Origin of the sequence: Acidilutibacter cellobiosedens (assembly GCF_004103715.1) — a bacterium.
In the GTDB taxonomy this organism is placed as follows: Bacteria; Bacillota; Clostridia; order Tissierellales; family Acidilutibacteraceae; genus Acidilutibacter; species Acidilutibacter cellobiosedens.
On the sequence record NZ_CP035282.1, the window covers coordinates 1204169 to 1220273 of the forward strand.

Sequence of the window (16105 nt, forward strand, 5' to 3'; positions counted from 1 at the left end):
GATATTCAAAGAATGATGTGGTAATAGCCGTCATAGATACGGGAATAGATGCGGAACATGTGGACTTAGACGGGGGAAAAGTTATCGGATGGTATGATGCATTAAACGGAAAAGCAAATCCATATGACGATGAAGGTCATGGAACCCATGTTTCCAGTATCGCAGCCGGTACGGGAGAAGGAAATCTCAATACTCAAGTGGGTTTTGCACCGGGTGCTGCTTTAGTTGGTGTAAAGGTATTAGATGAAAACGGGAATGGTTCTAATGAGAATATGATAGATGGTCTTGAATGGATATATAATAATATTGATAAATATAAAATTGACGTTGTAAATATGAGTATAGGAACACATCTTCCATATATAGATGTCGAAGAGATAATTGATTTAATAAATGCTATAGACAGTGAAGGAGTGCCGGTATTTGTTTCTGCGGGAAATGAGGGAGACGGAGAAAAGTTAGGCAGATACTATGATACTTTAACTACCTATGCTAAATATACATCAACATCTGTGGGAAGTGTCAGGGACCCTTACGAGGGTGGATGGGGATTAAGCAAGTTTTCATCCAGAGGTACAGGCAGTCAAGGGCCTTATATAGTTGCCCCAGGGCATAATATCAGGGCGGCTGAAGCTAATTCTCGGAGTGCATATGTTACGTTAAGCGGTACATCTATGTCTACTCCGGCAGTTGCCGGAACCTTCGCACTTATGTATGATGCAGCATACAGTACGGGGAATTCGGAAATAAGTTTTTCGGCATTTGATATGGGGCCCAATGATTATGATAAATTATATGGTAATGGAAATTTACTTGGATACGAATCTATAAGAAGAGCCGGTGAATATACAGGAAGCTTTGATAATCATCGTACTTATATCAGAAACCCTGAAGGTTATATTGAAAAAGGGAAAGCGGTACTATTTCCGATAGAAGTGAACTCATCATCGGAAGATCTTAATGTGAATATGTTAATATTGGATGAAAATAATGAAAATTTAGATATAGTTATATGGGAAGCGGGAACAGATCCTTTTGCAGGAGACCCGTCAACATATTTAATTGGAGAAGAAGAAAAGATGCCACATGAACATATAAGAATAGAAAGTCCCAAAGTAGGTACCTATTATATAGGAGTGGCAGCTATAGAGGATTCGGGAAATTATTCATTAGAGATTACTGGATATAATATAGATATAGGTGAATGAATGGTAATACTTTTAGTATGAAGTTCAAAAAAAGACTGTATATCAGCGGTTATCAACCGCTGATATACAGCCCTTTTTATTTAAACCCTCTTTCATACTGCTTCGGATATTCTACGTCCGTGTTATACCCGTGTTTATAAGCGTTAATCAATACCCAATAGGGGTTTCTCAGCAATTCCCTTCCGAGAGCTACCAAATCTGCTCTGTTATTTGAAAGTATATCCTCTACATGGTCGTATTCCTTAATTAAACCTACAGCAATTGTCGGTATGCCGCATTCTTTTCTTATAGCTTCGGCATAGGAGACTTGATAACCCGGATAAGTTTTGATTTTCACGTCTTCCAATAACCCTCCCGAACTTACATGGACAATATCTATTTCATTTTTTACTGTATTGATTATTTTGACCATTTCTTTAATATCAATGCCGCCTTCTTTATAATCGTCGGCAGAAACTCTGAGGAGAATCGGCTTGTCTTTAGGCCAGACTTCTTTGACTGCGGCTATAATTTCTCTCAAAAACCTTGTTCTGTTTTCTAAACTGCCCCCATATTCATCGGTTCTTCTGTTAGAAAGAGGCGACAGAAATTCATGAATTAAATATCCGTGAGCTCCATGAATTTCTATTGCGTCAAATCCTGCTTTATCGGCTCTTTTTGCTGCGTCTCTGAAATTTTTTATTATCTCTTTTATTTCATCTATGGTTAACTCCTTTGGAATTTTATAATGGCCGCTGAAATCAATAGAAGAAGGGGCAACGGTATATTCTTCGTCCGCATCGCATTTTCTCCCTGCATGAGCCAATTGGACAGCTATTTTTGCGCCGTATTCTTTGCAGCCCTCAACCAATGACCTTAACCCGGGTATATGTTCATCTTTCCATATTCCCAGATCATTACTGCTTATTCTTCCCCTCGGAACTACAGCCGTGGCTTCTACGATAATCAATCCGACGCCTCCGACAGCCCTTGATATATAATGAGTTTTGTGAAAATCCTTTACAAATCCATCATTATCCGAGGAATACATACACATGGGAGGCATCACTATTCTGTTTCTTAAATTCATTCCCTTTAAATCATACTCTTTAAAAGTTTTCAAATATATCACCACCTTATATTAATATATACCATTTTTTTATATGATATAATCAATGATGAAATTTATACAGGAGTATAGTTTATTTGATATATGGCGGATTATATGATAAGTTAAATATAAAGATTTTATAACAATAAATCAAATATTTCCCATAAAAAACGAGATCAACTTGATTGATTTAAGAAGAATAATAACCGATACTGTATGTTGAGGGGGACAAATTAATGGTGGTAAATTCAATATTTAAAAAAAGATATCATTTGGAATTTGATGATGTGGATTTCATGAAAAAGTTAAAATTAAGTACTCTATTTTTATTTTTTCAAGAAGCTGCAAATTTACATTCCGAGGAACTTGGTGTGGGACTTGATACTTTAGATAAGGAGTATAATGTGGCTTGGGTTTTGATTAGGCTTAAGGCTGATATAATAAGATATCCTCAGTGGAATGATGAGATAATTATGGAAACTTGGCATCAGGAGCCTAAAAAATATGAGTTTGAAAGAGATTTTATTGTAAGAGATATTCATGGAAACATAATTATCAGAAGTATTTCCACTTGGGTAATAATTGATAAAACTACAAGGGAGTTAAAGAAAAGCAGCTTAATTCCATATAAACCCTCGTCTATAATTGAAAGGCGAGCTATTGAATGTAAATTGGGAAAATTAAAAGCAGTTAAAGAGCGTGAGGTTATATATAAAAGAATCGTGGGATATAGCGATATTGATGTGAACGGACATCTTAACAATTCAAAATATATTGATTTTATTATGGATTGTTTTTCCTTTGAAGATCATAAAAGATATAGAGTCAAATCCATTCAGATTAATTATATGAATGAAGCTCTGCCTGATGATGCTATTTTAATTTGCAAGGACGTTTCTAAATTTGATGAAAATATAATGTATATGGAAGGAATCAGAGAAAAGAACAATGATATTGTATTTAGGGCGGATATAGAAATAGAAAAAAATATATAAAAATTTTTACCGAAATTATGATAAAATAATATTGTATGTGTTATATGTAAAGAATTTTAAATTTGTTTTTAGAGGTGAATCATGTTAAAAATAAATGACAGGATTCTTATGGATATAGCTAAAAGTTATGAGTCCTATATAAGAGGCAGACAATATTATGAAAATGGAAGAGTATCCAATGTGAAATTTAATAAGGAGTGTACCCGATTCAAGGGAATCGTAAGGGGAAATGAGAACTATGAGGTTTCCGCTGTCTTTGACGGTATGGGAAATCTTTTATCCTCCAGTTGTACATGTCCTGCCTATGCTAAATATTCGGGTGACTGTAAACATATAATTGCCTTTTTACTTAAGATAAAAGAATTTGAATCGATGGGAGCCTTTGGAGAAAGAATTGATAAAAACAGTGCTAAAAATATAATAGAGTATTATAGAGATAAAGATGAAGAAGAAAAAATTTCAGTAAATATAGAATGCGAATACGAATTCAGTATGAAGCCATATCAAAAAGTAGGAGAGTCCTCATATCTGAATTTAAAAATTGGAGAAGATAGGTTATATGTAGTTAAGAATATAAAGGGTTTTCTTCGAAGTTTAGAGACCGGTGAAGATATAAATTTTGGAAAAAATTTTAAATTTTCTCCTCAAATTCATAAATTCAAAGATGAAGATATGGGAATTATCAACTTCTTAAGGCTCCTATATGAAAATTATGAAATAAATTATTCTGAATATGGCTTTAAGAAAGAAAATATTTTTAGAAATCAAAAAGTCCTTCTTACTCCCATAGCCTTAAAAAGTTTTTTTAGTCTGATGAATGGGAAAAAATTCAATGCCGATATAATGGGAAGAAAATATGAGAATATAACAATAATGGAAGATGATCTGCTTTTTAACATGAAGATTAAGGGCAGAAATTCAGATTTAATAATGGGTGTTGATTCCGGGGAAGATACTTTCCCTCTTACTTCCGATGGTGAATACTTTTTTCACGGAAATCAAATATATAGGATTTCCAAAGAACAAAGAGAAAAAGTCGTTCCTTTATATAATGAAATAATGCATAGTAAAAATGGAATTTTGAGAATACCGGAACAATATAAGGAGGACTTCATTTCGGAAGTCTTGCCTAATATTAAAAATAAAGTTAATTTAAGTATAGACAAAAAGGTAGAAGATGCAATATATAGTCCTGAATTCAAATGTGATATTTATTTTGACAGACAGGACGAGGTAATCTTAGGCAAAGTAAGTTTTATATATGAAGACATAATTATAAATCCTTTCAGCTCAAGGATGGATGTTTCTGTAAACAAGGAGAGAATATTGCTCAGGGACAGAGAAAAGGAAAAATATATTTTTAAATTGCTGGAAGAAGGAGACTTTAGAGTTATAGATGGAGGAATATACATAGACAAGGAAGAAAAAATATTTGATTTTATATATGAAGTTATTCCAAAATTACAGGAATGTTGTAATATATATTATTCGGAAAGTTTTAAAGGTTTAAGTATTAAGAATTCCTCATATTTCTCGGGAGGAATAAAACTTAATAAAAAATTAAACATGTTAGAATTTAATTTTGAAATAGATGGGATTGATTCTAAAGAATTAGAACAGGTGTTTAAATCCATAAAGGAAAAGAAAAAATATTTTAGATTAAAAGACGGTTCATTTTTGCCTCTCGACAACAAGGAACTTATGGATGTCAGGAATATAGCAGAATATTTCGGCACTGACAAAAGAAAGTTTAAAAATGGGACCATGACTATACATCGATTTAATTCAATTTGTCTAAATAATTTTTTGAAGGAAAAGGGATTAAATTTTGTAAAAGAGGATGATAATTTCAAGAAACTTGTTCAAGATATAAATGAACCGAATGACATAGAATATGAAATACCGGCGGAACTAAAAGGCATTCTCAGAGATTATCAGAAATTTGGATTCAAGTGGTTAAAAACTTTATCAAAGTATGGATTCGGAGGGATATTGGCAGACGATATGGGGCTTGGAAAAACCCTTCAAATTATTACGTTTTTACTTTCGGAAAAGAGGGAAAAAGGCCCTATGCCTTCTCTTATAATAGCACCCACGTCTTTAGTGTATAACTGGGAAGAAGAAGTACGCAAATTTACATCGGATCTCAAGGTACTGATAATTGTAGGAAACAAACCGGGAAGAAAGGAATTGATTAAAAGCTTAGGAGATTATGATATGGTTATAACATCTTATCCTCTTATCAGAAGGGATATAGATCTTTATCAAAAATTTGACTTCAGGTGTTGTATATTAGATGAAGCACAGCATATAAAAAATTATCGTTCATTAAATGCAAATTCGGTAAAAAAAATAAAGGCAAATAATTATTTTGCCCTGACAGGAACTCCTATGGAAAATTCGTTAATAGAATTGTGGTCTATTTTTGATTTTTTAATGCCCGGATATTTATTGTCCAACAGAAAATTTTTAGAAAAATATGAAAAACCTATTGTTAAGGGACAAGATGAAAGAACCCTTGATGACTTAAACAATCGTATAAAACCTTTTATTCTCAGAAGGCTTAAAAAAGACGTATTAAAGGAGTTGCCAGATAAAATAGAGCAAAGAATAGTCGTGGATATGACAAAAGAACAGAAAAAAATATATCTTGCTTATCTGAAATCAATTAGAGGGGAAATAGAAAAGGAAATAAAGGATAAAGGATTTAATAAAAGTCAGATTAAAATTTTAGCAGGGCTTACAAGATTGAGACAGATATGCTGTCATCCGGCAATATTCATTGAAAATTACACAGGGGAAAGCGGAAAGCTAAATTCTCTTGAGGAAATACTAAAGGATGCTATAGACGGAGGTAGGAGAATTCTTTTGTTTTCTCAGTTTACTACTATGCTTGGAATTATAAAGACCATGTTGGAAAAAAACAACATATCCTATATGTATCTTGATGGTTCTGTAATTCCGCAGGAAAGGGGAAATTTAGTCAGAGAATTTAATGAAGGTGTGGGAAAGGTGTTTTTAATATCGCTAAAAGCCGGAGGAACAGGATTAAATCTAATCGGAGCCGATATGGTAATACATTTTGATCCCTGGTGGAATCCTGCTGTGGAAGAACAAGCTACGGATAGGGCTTACAGAATAGGACAGAAGAATACGGTTCAGGTTATAAAGTTGGTGACTAAGGGGACTATTGAAGAAAAGATATTTAAGCTTCAGGAAAGAAAAAAGGAAATAATAGACAAAGTAATAGTAGAAGGAGAAACCCTTATATCCAAGATGAGCCAAGATGAAATAAGTTATTTATTTGAATCATAAATCAAAAAATATATCTGAACATAATTTAAAATATCTTTATTTTTGTTGATTATAATGGTAATATAAATATGTAGTTTAATTATATTGTTTACTTAATGATATTTATTATAAAAAATTTCAAAAAATTGTTTACATTATATTTTATAGGGAATATAATTAAAGTCTTGTTTTTATTTTTGAAGGAAGGATGATGATGTTGAAGAATACTTATGAAAGTCCTTTTAATACGAGATATGCAAGTAAGGAAATGCAATATTTGTTTTCGCCGGATATGAAGTTTAAAACGTGGAGGAGGCTGTGGATTGCGTTAGCTAAGGCTGAGAAGGAGTTGGGGCTTAATATCACGGAGGAACAGATAGATGAGATGATAAGTCACAAAGATGACATAAATTATGAGGAAGCGGAAGAAAGGGAGAGAGAAGTACGCCATGACGTAATGGCCCATGTATATGCTTATGGACTTCAATGCCCTAAGGCAAAGCCCATTATACATCTGGGAGCAACTTCCTGTTATGTAGGAGATAATACTGATATAATTATAATGGTGGAAGCACTGAAGCTTATTCGCAAAAAAGTAATAAATGTAATAAATTCACTGTCTAAATTTGCTTATAAATATAGAGAAATGCCTACTTTGGCTTTTACTCATTTTCAACCTGCCCAGCTTACTACGGTAGGGAAAAGAGCGACCTTATGGATTCAGGATTTACTTCTTGACTTGGAGGATATTGATTACCAGTTATCAAAAACAAAACTTCTTGGCTGTAAAGGAACTACCGGCACTCAAGCAAGTTTTTTGGAACTGTTTGAAGGAGACCAGGAAAAAGTTAAAAAGCTTGACATGATGATTGCAAAGCAGATGGGGTTTGAGAAAGTATTTCCCGTCTCAGGGCAGACTTATACCAGAAAGTTAGACAGCCAATTTTTGAATATTCTCAGCGGAATAGCTCAAAGTGCGTATAAATTCAGCAATGATATTCGTCTCCTTCAGCATTTGAAGGAAATAGAAGAGCCCTTTGAAAAGCATCAAATCGGTTCTTCAGCTATGGCGTATAAGAGAAACCCAATGCGTTGTGAAAGGATATCTTCGTTATCAAGATATGTAATAGTTAATGCTTTAAACCCTGCCATAACGGCAAGTACTCAATGGTTTGAAAGAACATTGGATGATTCGGCAAACAGACGTATAAGTATTTCGGAAGGATTTTTAGCTGTGGATTCAATTCTTAATATATATATGAATGTAGCTGATGGCCTTGTAGTATATCCTAAGGTAATTGAACAAAGAATAAAGCAGGAGCTTCCCTTTATGGCTACTGAAAATATAATGATGGATGCAGTTAAAAGGGGAGGAGACAGGCAAGAGCTTCACGAGCACATAAGGGTTCATTCTATGGCTGCATCAAGAACTGTAAAGATTGAGGGCAAGCCCAATGATTTAATAGAGAGGATTGCTAAAGACAAAATGTTTGGCTTAACTAAGGAAGAAATTATGAGTATTATGGAACCTAAAAATTTTATCGGCAGATCTAAAGAACAGGTAGAAGAGTTTTTAGAAAAATATATAAATCCTGTTATTGAGAAAAATAAAGATATACTAAACATGAAATCAGAGTTAACTGTATAAACTAATCTTAAAATATTTAATACGGAATTAAAACTTAAATATTTATCATATAATGATTTTGTTAACTATTTAAGTTAAAGAATAAAACAGAGGTGAATGTTTATGGTAAAAGCTATAGTTGGAGCAAATTGGGGTGATGAGGGGAAAGGTAAAATTACCGACATGTTTGCAAAGGAATCCGATATAGTTATCAGATTTCAAGGTGGAAGTAATGCAGGTCATACCATAGTAAATGAACATGGCAAATTTGCTCTCCATCAGTTACCCTCAGGAGTATTTTTCGATCATGTTACCAATATAATCGGCAATGGAGTTGCTCTTAATATACCGAACTTAATAAAGGAAATTAAGCAGATTGAAGAAAAGGGAGTTAAAAAACCTAAAATACTTGTTTCAGATCGTACCCAGATATTGATGTCCTACCATATTTTATTTGATAAATATGAGGAAGAAAGGCTTTCAAAAAAACAATTTGGTTCTACTAAATCGGGAATTGCACCATTTTATTCTGATAAATATTATAAAAGGGGTCTTCAAATAAACGATTTGTTCTATGAAGATTCGTTGAGAGAAAAAGTTGAGGAAATTTGCACCATAAAAAATGTAACATTAAAGTACTTATATAATAAGCCTGAGTTAGATCCTGATGAGTTAATGAAGGAATTAATGGAATATAAAAGGGAAATAGAACCTTATGTTGCAAATACTTTTGAATTCATTCACAAGGCTTTAGATGAAGATAAAAAGATACTTTTAGAGGGACAATTGGGGGCATTGAAAGACCCTGATTTTGGAATATATCCCTATGTAACTTCTTCTTCCACTTTAGCAGGGTTTGGCACAGTAGGAGCAGGAATTCCTCCTTATAAAATAACAGATGTAATATCTGTTGTTAAAGCTTATTCAAGCGCGGTAGGAGCAGGTCCCTTTGTAACCGAGATATTCGGAGAAGAAGGGGACGAACTGAGAAGAAGAGGAGGAGACGGAGGAGAATACGGGGCAACTACAGGAAGACCCAGAAGGGTAGGCTGGCTTGATATGGTTGCCACAAGATACGGCTGTAAAGCACAAGGGGCTACGGAAATTGCATTTACGGTATTGGATGTATTAGGATATTTGGACACTATTCCTGTTTGTGTGGCTTACGAAATAGACGGGAAAGAAACAAAGGAGTTTCCCGCTAACGCCCAACTTGAAAAAGCCAAACCGATATTTAAATATTTCCCCGGATGGAAATGCGATATCAGAGGAATTAAGGAATATAAGGATTTACCTCAAAACGCTAAGAATTATATAAAATTTGTAGAAGAATATATAAATGTCCCCATTAAATTAATATCAAACGGTCCGAGAAGAGACGATATAATTCGCCTGTAATGAAATAAAGTTTTTTTAATGAAAGCTGTCTGAAAAATTCAGGCAGCTTTCATTGTTTATAGAACAGTTCTTTTTTATTTGAAAAAACTGCTGTGAATATTGGTATAGACCATTCTGTTATTTATTCTTTCGCTTTTCATCAGATCTATGTGATTTAAAGTAAACTTTATTGGAGGAAAGTTCAAAGTTTTTTTTAGATCATTGGAATTTTTTTTGAATACTACTCTTCTTCCCAACGTCAAATGAGGAGAATACCTCCGCTTTTCCATCTCGAAACCTTTATCCGAAAGATTTTTTGAAAGATTTTTGTGAATTAAATTTAAATTTTCGTTGTCATTAATTCCTACCCAAAGTATCAATCCGTCATTTCTTTCAAAGTTTCCGATATCTTCAATAATTATGGGGAAAGAAGAAATATTTTTAACAGAATCATCCATAGAGATTTTTATTGTTTCTATTTTTGAATTTTCAACTTCTCCCAAGAATATCACAGTTAAGTGAATATTATCTTTAAGCGAAAAACTTCCTCTTTCTGAAAACCGTTTCAATTTATCGGAAATATGAAAAAGCTCATCTTTTATTTCTTCACTGAAATTAACGGCTATGAATAATCTCATAATATCCTCCTTCCGATTCAATATATAATATTTTATATCATTAAATTATTGATTGCAAAACTATAACGGATTTTGATAGAGTCAAGTTACTGTAGGGAAAAAATATATAGATATCATCCAGAGAATATAATTAATTTTGTGCTTTAGAGAAAATATTTATCTCTAAGCTGACAAGAATTATTTAATTGGATATAAATAACAATTAAATAGCTTATTTTTAGTTTTGCCCATATTATTTTATTTTATGCATTAAAATGAATATTATGGGCAATAATTTTAATTATGGGGTAGTATGCTATTCTTTATTTGGCCATCAGGCTTTAAAATGGCCTTGTTCCTTATCTTATCATCTTTTAATAAGTTTTATAGATATTGTTCTACTCTTCCCTCGAAAAATATTATTAGTTGATTTAGTATTAAGTCCCAGTTTTTATATCTTTGAGTCCATTTCTTCACTACATTTTGACTTGCCAGATATAACATTTTTTCCAGGGCTTGATCTGATGGAAACATTGTCTTATTCTTTGTTACTTTTCTAAGCTGTCTGTGAAATCCCTCTATTATGTTTGTTGTGTACATTATTGTTCTTATTTCTTCGGGATATTTAAAGAACGGAGATAATACGTCCCAGTTCATTTGCCAGCTTTTGATGGCATAAGGGTACTTTTTACCCCATTTTTCTTCTACTTCTTTCAGGTTCTCTATTGCTGCTTCCTCATTTGCTGCCTTGTATACTTCTTTAAAGTCTCCGGCAAATTCTTTTATGTCCTTATAGCTTACATGCTTAAATGAATTTCTTAATTGATGAATTATACATCTCTGTATTTCGGATCCAGGATATGCTGCTAATATGGCTTCTTTTATACCTGTAAGCCCATCAACACAAAATACTAATACATCTTTTACACCTCTGTTTTTTAGGTCGTTTAGTACTCCCAGCCAAAACTTTGAGGACTCATTTTCTCCTATCCAAATTCCCAGAACATCTTTAAAACCATCCACATTAACCCCTAAAACTACGTATGCAGCTTTACTTTTTATTTGTCCATCTTCTCTGACTTTGTAGTGTATGGCATCCATAAATACAAAGGTATATAATGATTCTAACGGTCTGTTTTGCCATTCTTTTATTTGGGGAATAATATTATCTGTGATTTTACTTACCATATCTGCGGATAATTCTATCCCATATATATCTTTTATTTGATCATGAATGTCCCTCGTTGACATACCTCTTGCGTATAGTGCTATTACTTTTTCCTCAATTCCCGATATATCTCTTTTGTTCTTTGGAACTATAATTGGCTCAAATTCACTATTTCTATCCCTCGGAACTTCTATTGGCATTTCTCCAAATTGAGTTTTAACAGTTTTTTCTGTATAACCGTTTCTTCTGTTATCTGTCTGCTTATTTTTCTTATCTCCTTTAGAATATCCTAATTCTGTTTCCAATTTTGCCTCTAACATCTCTTGAAGTGCATCTTTAAACATATCTTTCAGATATGAATGAAGATCCCCTGCTGTTTTTAGATTTCCTTCTGCTATCATTTCCCTTAATACTTCTTTTGACAGTGTTGACATAAAAACGCTCCTTTCTGGTTTTCATATTATTTTTATTCTTGCCAGAAAAGAGCATTTATTTTCACAAAAGCACAGATTATTTTACACTACCATCATCCATATTTAAAAAAATAAATTGTTTTATACAATTATTCCCTATGTTTGTAAAATAAGTTCTCCTTTTATTTCTTTTGGTATAAAATTTTTTATTACTTCGCTGCCGATTTGCCATTGACATGGAGCCTCTGCCTGCATGGTTTGTGTACCTAAAGGGGGTAACCCATAGATAACCGTACTACCCCCTCCTTTACAGGTTACCATGCAGGCTACTCCATATCAATGGTCCGCTGCGCCAAATCTTTTATCTCTATGGTTTTCTAACTAATATGCTAACTTTATAACTCTATTATATAACTTTTATTTTTTGCTACAACTATTCTTACCTCTTATTTTACTTTACTTAAATTCTACCCATTATTGCTCTTATTTCGTTATATAATCCTGTCTTTTCTCCTCTCACTATTGCTGTCGGTCTAATGTTCCAAGTATCATTATACCTGTTTGCAATACTTCTTGCTTCTTTTATTAACTCATCTTGTATCTGTTCTTTCTCTTCTTTTTCCCTTTTCATCTTTTGTGCCATTACTAAATCATATACTTTCCCTCCGTTCCATTTGTAAATTAATAACTTCGACATTTTATCCACTCCTATTTTTGACCATACTTTTGGCCTGCTGCTCAAACGGCTTGAAAATATATGGCTTACGTGTCCTTTCGTACTACATCCTATTATTCCTATCCTTTCTTCTGCTCTTTTTACTGCTTCCTTCTTTGTTTTATTTTCTGTAAGGCTCAATATCTCTTTAAATACTTTTTTTACTTCTTCTCTGTCCGGCCAGTCAACCGCATCTTTCAATTCCTGTCTTATTATTTCATTATTTAGATGTGCAGTTGCTGTTATTATACACTTTTTCAGATGATATCCGTCAAGCACAAATTTACTCTTTTCAATCCAGTTTACTCCTTGGCGTATCCAGGATGCTCCATCTCCCGATATATATATTTTCTCTACATAATTCATGTTGTATTGTTTGTCTATATAATCTGCTACTTCAAGCCATAACTTTTCCGTATTTTCATACATCCCTCCAAAATATTTTACATTCTTTAACCTCTTTCTGCTTTTACTGCTTTTTTCTGCATCTATTCCTTCATGTACATAAACAATCTTTGGCATTGCTATATTATACTTGTTTTTGTTACTTCCTTTTTGCTGTAGATGCACATGGTCTTCATCTGCTTCTATATATAATGTTTTTATATCCTTTTTCTTGTGTTTTTTAGTTTCTGTTGTTGTAAAATCAAGGTTGTGTATTTTATCCATCACGGCCTGTTTACTTATTTCATTCATATATGACGCTTTTTCTCCCGCTTTTCTATAGCTGCTTTCTGCTGCCTCATCAACTGCATTTATTATTACATCCTCACTCATTTTTTCATGCGGTTTTATTCCAACCATATCATCAACAAGATGATGCCTTTTCCCTCCCATTTTGGGTTTAAAATATGTTCTTTCATATGTTACAATACCAAAACTTGTTAAAATCCTATTTTTATCTTTTCTTACTATTTCCCATTTTTTCTTTCTAACTCCGCTGTTACGTAGATATTCATCCATATTCTCCAATACTTCTGTTATAATATCTCTTCCCAGCTCAAATAAAATTTTTTGTAAGGCAAGTATTAAACCAACAATATTTTTATTCCCTTCCATGAAATTTTTTATCTCATTTTCAATTTTTTTTACTCCAAACTCATTAAAATGTTGTATACTATTATACATAGAAGATATCATCCTTTCTTAATTTATTGGTATTTCAACTTATATTTTAATAGGATGATATCTTCTTTTCAACTATATATGGAAATATATTCTATTTCCCTACTGTAATTTTACACTAACACGGATTTTTAAGAGATGTCAAAAAATATAAAATTCAAAATATATCAAATTTTAATATATAAGATTAGATCTAATTTCAACTAATATATTGACAATATCAATTAATAAGTTTATATTAATTATAATGAAATTTATATTTGGAGGTTATATATGACAACATTAGAACAAATTAAAATTTTGTGTTTGAGATCAAATATAAGTATTTCTGAATTGGCGCGTCGAATGGGGCAATCACCACAAAATTTTAATGCTAAGTTGAAACGAGGGACGGTTTCTACAAAGGAGTTAATTTTGATTGGAAAAATTCTCAATGCAACATTTGAACAATATTTTGTTTTGAAAAATGGTGAAATAATTAAATAATAGGAGATTAAAATATGAGCAAACATAAGATAATTATCGGAGATAGCAGACAGTTAAATAAAATTCCTGATAAGTCTGTTCAATTAATTATAACATCTCCACCATATTGGCAACTTAAAGATTATGGAGTAGATAATCAAATCGGATTTAATGATAGCTATGAAGAATATATTAATAATCTAAATTTGGTATGGAAGGAATGCTATCGTGTTCTTTCTGATGGATGCCGTATGTGTATAAATATTGGAGATCAATTTGCAAGGTCAGTTTATTATGGAAGATATAAAGTTATCCCTATTAGAACTGAAATTATTCGTTTTTGTGAGACTTTAGGAATGGATTATATGGGTGCAATTATATGGCAAAAAACCACCACAATGAATACAAGCGGTGGAGGCAGTGTAATGGGTAGTTTCCCTTATCCAAGGAATGGTATATTAAAAATAGATTATGAATTTATCCTTTTGTTCAAAAAATTAGGGAATGCTCCTAGGCCAACGATTGAGCAAAAGAAACAGTCTGAAATGACCAAAGAAGAGTGGAGACAATATTTTTCATCACATTGGAATTTTAATGGAGTAAAACAAAAGGGACATATTGCTATGTTTCCTGAGGAATTACCTAGACGTCTTATAAAAATGTTTTCTTTTGTTGGAGAAACTGTTTTTGATCCATTTTTAGGAAGTGGAACAACTTCTCTTGCTGCAAGAAATCTTGGAAGAAATTCTATTGGATATGAAATAAATACGGAATTCATACCTATTATCAAAGATAAGTTAGGTGTAGAGGATATAAATATGTTTAATGACCAGATTATAATTATTGAAGATGAACTTAAAGATTCCCTATCATTTGAAGGCTTACCTTACATATTTTCAGATCCTCATAAAATGGATAAAAAAATGGATATAAAGAAAAAAACATTTGGTTCAAGAATAGATCAAAACACTCAATTGCAAGAAAATCTTTTTTCAGTAAAAAAAATATATTCTCCGGAAATGCTATTACTTAGTAATGGTCTTAAAGTAAAATTATTAGGAATAAAGAGTAAGCCAGAGACTTGTTCAGAGGCAGTAGACTTTTTAAAGAAAAAATTCTGGAAGCGAAAAGTATTTTTAAAGTTTGATACTGTTAAATATGATAAGGACAAGAATCTTTTATGTTATCTTTATCTTGATAATAAAACTTTTATTAATAATCATCTAGTTAGAACTGGCCTTGTTGATGTTGAAACTTCATTTGATTATTCATGTAAAGCCAAATTTTTAAAATCACTGCCGGTATAAATAGCAGGTCGGAAGTTAATTACTCTTCCGACCTAATTTCAATCTTCAACTTCGATTTTTAATCCTCCGGCTTTAGTTTTTTTGTAGTAAATCATCTTTACATCTATTTTTTCTGAAAGCCGATCCATAGTCTTATATGTATCAGGCTTTATAGAATACGGAATAGAGCCGACATATCCATCGATTCCAATTGCTTCTTCATATGGCGTAGCTAATCTATATTTTTGCTCTTTTTTTTCTGCTAAAAAAGCTAAAATTGCCTGTTGAACATAGAGACCATTATATGTTTTATAAATTATTAAATCTTTTACCCATTTTCTAATTAAATTCTTATCAATTAAAGTTATTGCTTGTTTGAGATTTTCAACTTGGTCATATATTTTGTCAGTTGCGTTATTTATAACATTGGGATATTTTTCAAGATACCACTTCTCCCAATTTTCTATGGTGATTGTTTTTGCTGATTTTTGAAATTCTGGGAATAGTTCAGACAACTGACCGACTACTTTGGGACGAGTTCCCTGAGCGTTTTGATTGGCTAAGTTTATAAGTTGTGATGTATATTTTGGAAAATGGACATTTTCACTTCTATTGTATGCTTGAATGTTTTCTTTGTTAATTGTATATTTCATTTTAGTATCCCCTTTTTTATAATAAGGTAGTGTCAATAAGACACCCCTCTTTTTTTATTAAAGCCTTATATT

Annotated in this window: 13 protein-coding genes; 7 read left to right on the forward strand and 6 right to left on the reverse strand. The window is 32.3% G+C overall.

Annotation, left to right across the window (positions count from 1 at the left end):
- Nucleotides 1–17 precede the first annotated feature (17 nt).
- Complete coding sequence (locus tag EQM13_RS05675) at nt 18–1208, forward strand: S8 family serine peptidase (protein ID WP_128752195.1); 1191 nt, start codon at nt 18–20, stop codon at nt 1206–1208.
- A gap of 76 nt (nt 1209–1284) precedes the next feature.
- Here EQM13_RS05675 and namA read toward each other — a convergent pair whose 3' ends face one another.
- The gene (gene namA / locus EQM13_RS05680) at nt 1285–2310 is read right to left on the reverse strand and encodes an NADPH dehydrogenase NamA (RefSeq protein WP_114219472.1); all 1026 of its coding nucleotides are present in this window, start codon (nt 2308–2310) and stop codon (nt 1285–1287) included.
- A 224-nt stretch (nt 2311–2534) separates the two neighbouring features.
- On the opposite strand from namA, the gene EQM13_RS05685 reads away from it, so the two are divergent.
- The 4 genes from EQM13_RS05685 (at nt 2535) to EQM13_RS05700 (ending at nt 9612) form a co-directional block, all read left to right on the forward strand.
- Nucleotides 2535–3293 (forward strand): acyl-[acyl-carrier-protein] thioesterase, encoded by a 759-nt coding sequence (locus EQM13_RS05685; protein ID WP_128752197.1) that lies wholly within the window; start codon nt 2535–2537, stop codon nt 3291–3293.
- A gap of 81 nt (nt 3294–3374) precedes the next feature.
- On the forward strand, nt 3375–6608 hold the full coding sequence (locus tag EQM13_RS05690; RefSeq protein ID WP_128752199.1) for a DEAD/DEAH box helicase: 3234 nt from the start codon (nt 3375–3377) through the stop codon (nt 6606–6608).
- Nucleotides 6609–6801: 193 nt separating this feature from the next.
- Nucleotides 6802–8235: an adenylosuccinate lyase gene (gene purB / locus EQM13_RS05695; RefSeq protein ID WP_206172872.1), complete on the forward strand. Its 1434-nt coding sequence runs from the start codon at nt 6802–6804 to the stop codon at nt 8233–8235.
- Nucleotides 8236–8337: 102 nt separating this feature from the next.
- Entirely contained in the window at nt 8338–9612 is a 1275-nt protein-coding gene (locus EQM13_RS05700) for an adenylosuccinate synthase (protein WP_128752201.1), read from the forward strand.
- Between the two features lie 74 nt (nt 9613–9686).
- Here the strand turns inward: EQM13_RS05700 and thpR are convergent, their stop codons facing one another.
- From thpR to EQM13_RS05715, 4 genes are all read right to left on the reverse strand, one after another.
- Nucleotides 9687–10229 (reverse strand): RNA 2',3'-cyclic phosphodiesterase, encoded by a 543-nt coding sequence (gene thpR / locus EQM13_RS05705; protein WP_128752203.1) that lies wholly within the window; start codon nt 10227–10229, stop codon nt 9687–9689.
- 363 nt (nt 10230–10592) lie between these two features.
- Entirely contained in the window at nt 10593–11810 is a 1218-nt protein-coding gene (locus EQM13_RS05710) for an IS256 family transposase (protein WP_128752205.1), read from the reverse strand.
- 135 nt (nt 11811–11945) lie between these two features.
- Complete coding sequence (locus tag EQM13_RS18205) at nt 11946–12110, reverse strand: hypothetical protein (RefSeq protein ID WP_161567180.1); 165 nt, start codon at nt 12108–12110, stop codon at nt 11946–11948.
- A 139-nt stretch (nt 12111–12249) separates the two neighbouring features.
- Entirely contained in the window at nt 12250–13632 is a 1383-nt protein-coding gene (locus EQM13_RS05715; protein ID WP_206172881.1) for an ISLre2 family transposase, read from the reverse strand.
- 270 nt (nt 13633–13902) lie between these two features.
- Here EQM13_RS05715 and EQM13_RS05720 point away from each other — a divergent pair, with 270 nt between their 5' ends.
- Entirely contained in the window at nt 13903–14115 is a 213-nt protein-coding gene (locus EQM13_RS05720; RefSeq protein WP_114219945.1) for a helix-turn-helix domain-containing protein, read from the forward strand.
- A 14-nt stretch (nt 14116–14129) separates the two neighbouring features.
- Complete coding sequence (locus EQM13_RS05725; RefSeq protein WP_114219946.1) at nt 14130–15401, forward strand: DNA methyltransferase; 1272 nt, start codon at nt 14130–14132, stop codon at nt 15399–15401.
- Between the two features lie 38 nt (nt 15402–15439).
- On the opposite strand, the gene EQM13_RS05730 is transcribed toward EQM13_RS05725, so the two are convergent.
- Nucleotides 15440–16033, reverse strand: a complete 594-nt coding sequence (locus tag EQM13_RS05730; protein WP_114219947.1) for an MjaI family restriction endonuclease — start codon at nt 16031–16033, stop codon at nt 15440–15442.
- Nucleotides 16034–16105 lie beyond the last annotated feature (72 nt).

Coding starts and splice junctions, on each gene's coding strand:
- thpR (WP_128752203.1), bottom strand. CDS start 10,229: ATGAGATTATTCATAGCCGTTAATTTCAGTGAAGAAATAAAAGATGAG.
- EQM13_RS05715 (WP_206172881.1), bottom strand. CDS start 13,632: ATGTATAATAGTATACAACATTTTAATGAGTTTGGAGTAAAAAAAATT.
- purB (WP_206172872.1), top strand. CDS start 6,802: ATGTTGAAGAATACTTATGAAAGTCCTTTTAATACGAGATATGCAAGT.
- EQM13_RS05710 (WP_128752205.1), bottom strand. CDS start 11,810: ATGTCAACACTGTCAAAAGAAGTATTAAGGGAAATGATAGCAGAAGGA.
- EQM13_RS05690 (WP_128752199.1), top strand. CDS start 3,375: ATGTTAAAAATAAATGACAGGATTCTTATGGATATAGCTAAAAGTTAT.
- EQM13_RS05700 (WP_128752201.1), top strand. CDS start 8,338: ATGGTAAAAGCTATAGTTGGAGCAAATTGGGGTGATGAGGGGAAAGGT.
- EQM13_RS05720 (WP_114219945.1), top strand. CDS start 13,903: ATGACAACATTAGAACAAATTAAAATTTTGTGTTTGAGATCAAATATA.
- EQM13_RS05685 (WP_128752197.1), top strand. CDS start 2,535: ATGGTGGTAAATTCAATATTTAAAAAAAGATATCATTTGGAATTTGAT.
- EQM13_RS18205 (WP_161567180.1), bottom strand. CDS start 12,110: ATGGTAACCTGTAAAGGAGGGGGTAGTACGGTTATCTATGGGTTACCC.
- EQM13_RS05730 (WP_114219947.1), bottom strand. CDS start 16,033: ATGAAATATACAATTAACAAAGAAAACATTCAAGCATACAATAGAAGT.
- EQM13_RS05725 (WP_114219946.1), top strand. CDS start 14,130: ATGAGCAAACATAAGATAATTATCGGAGATAGCAGACAGTTAAATAAA.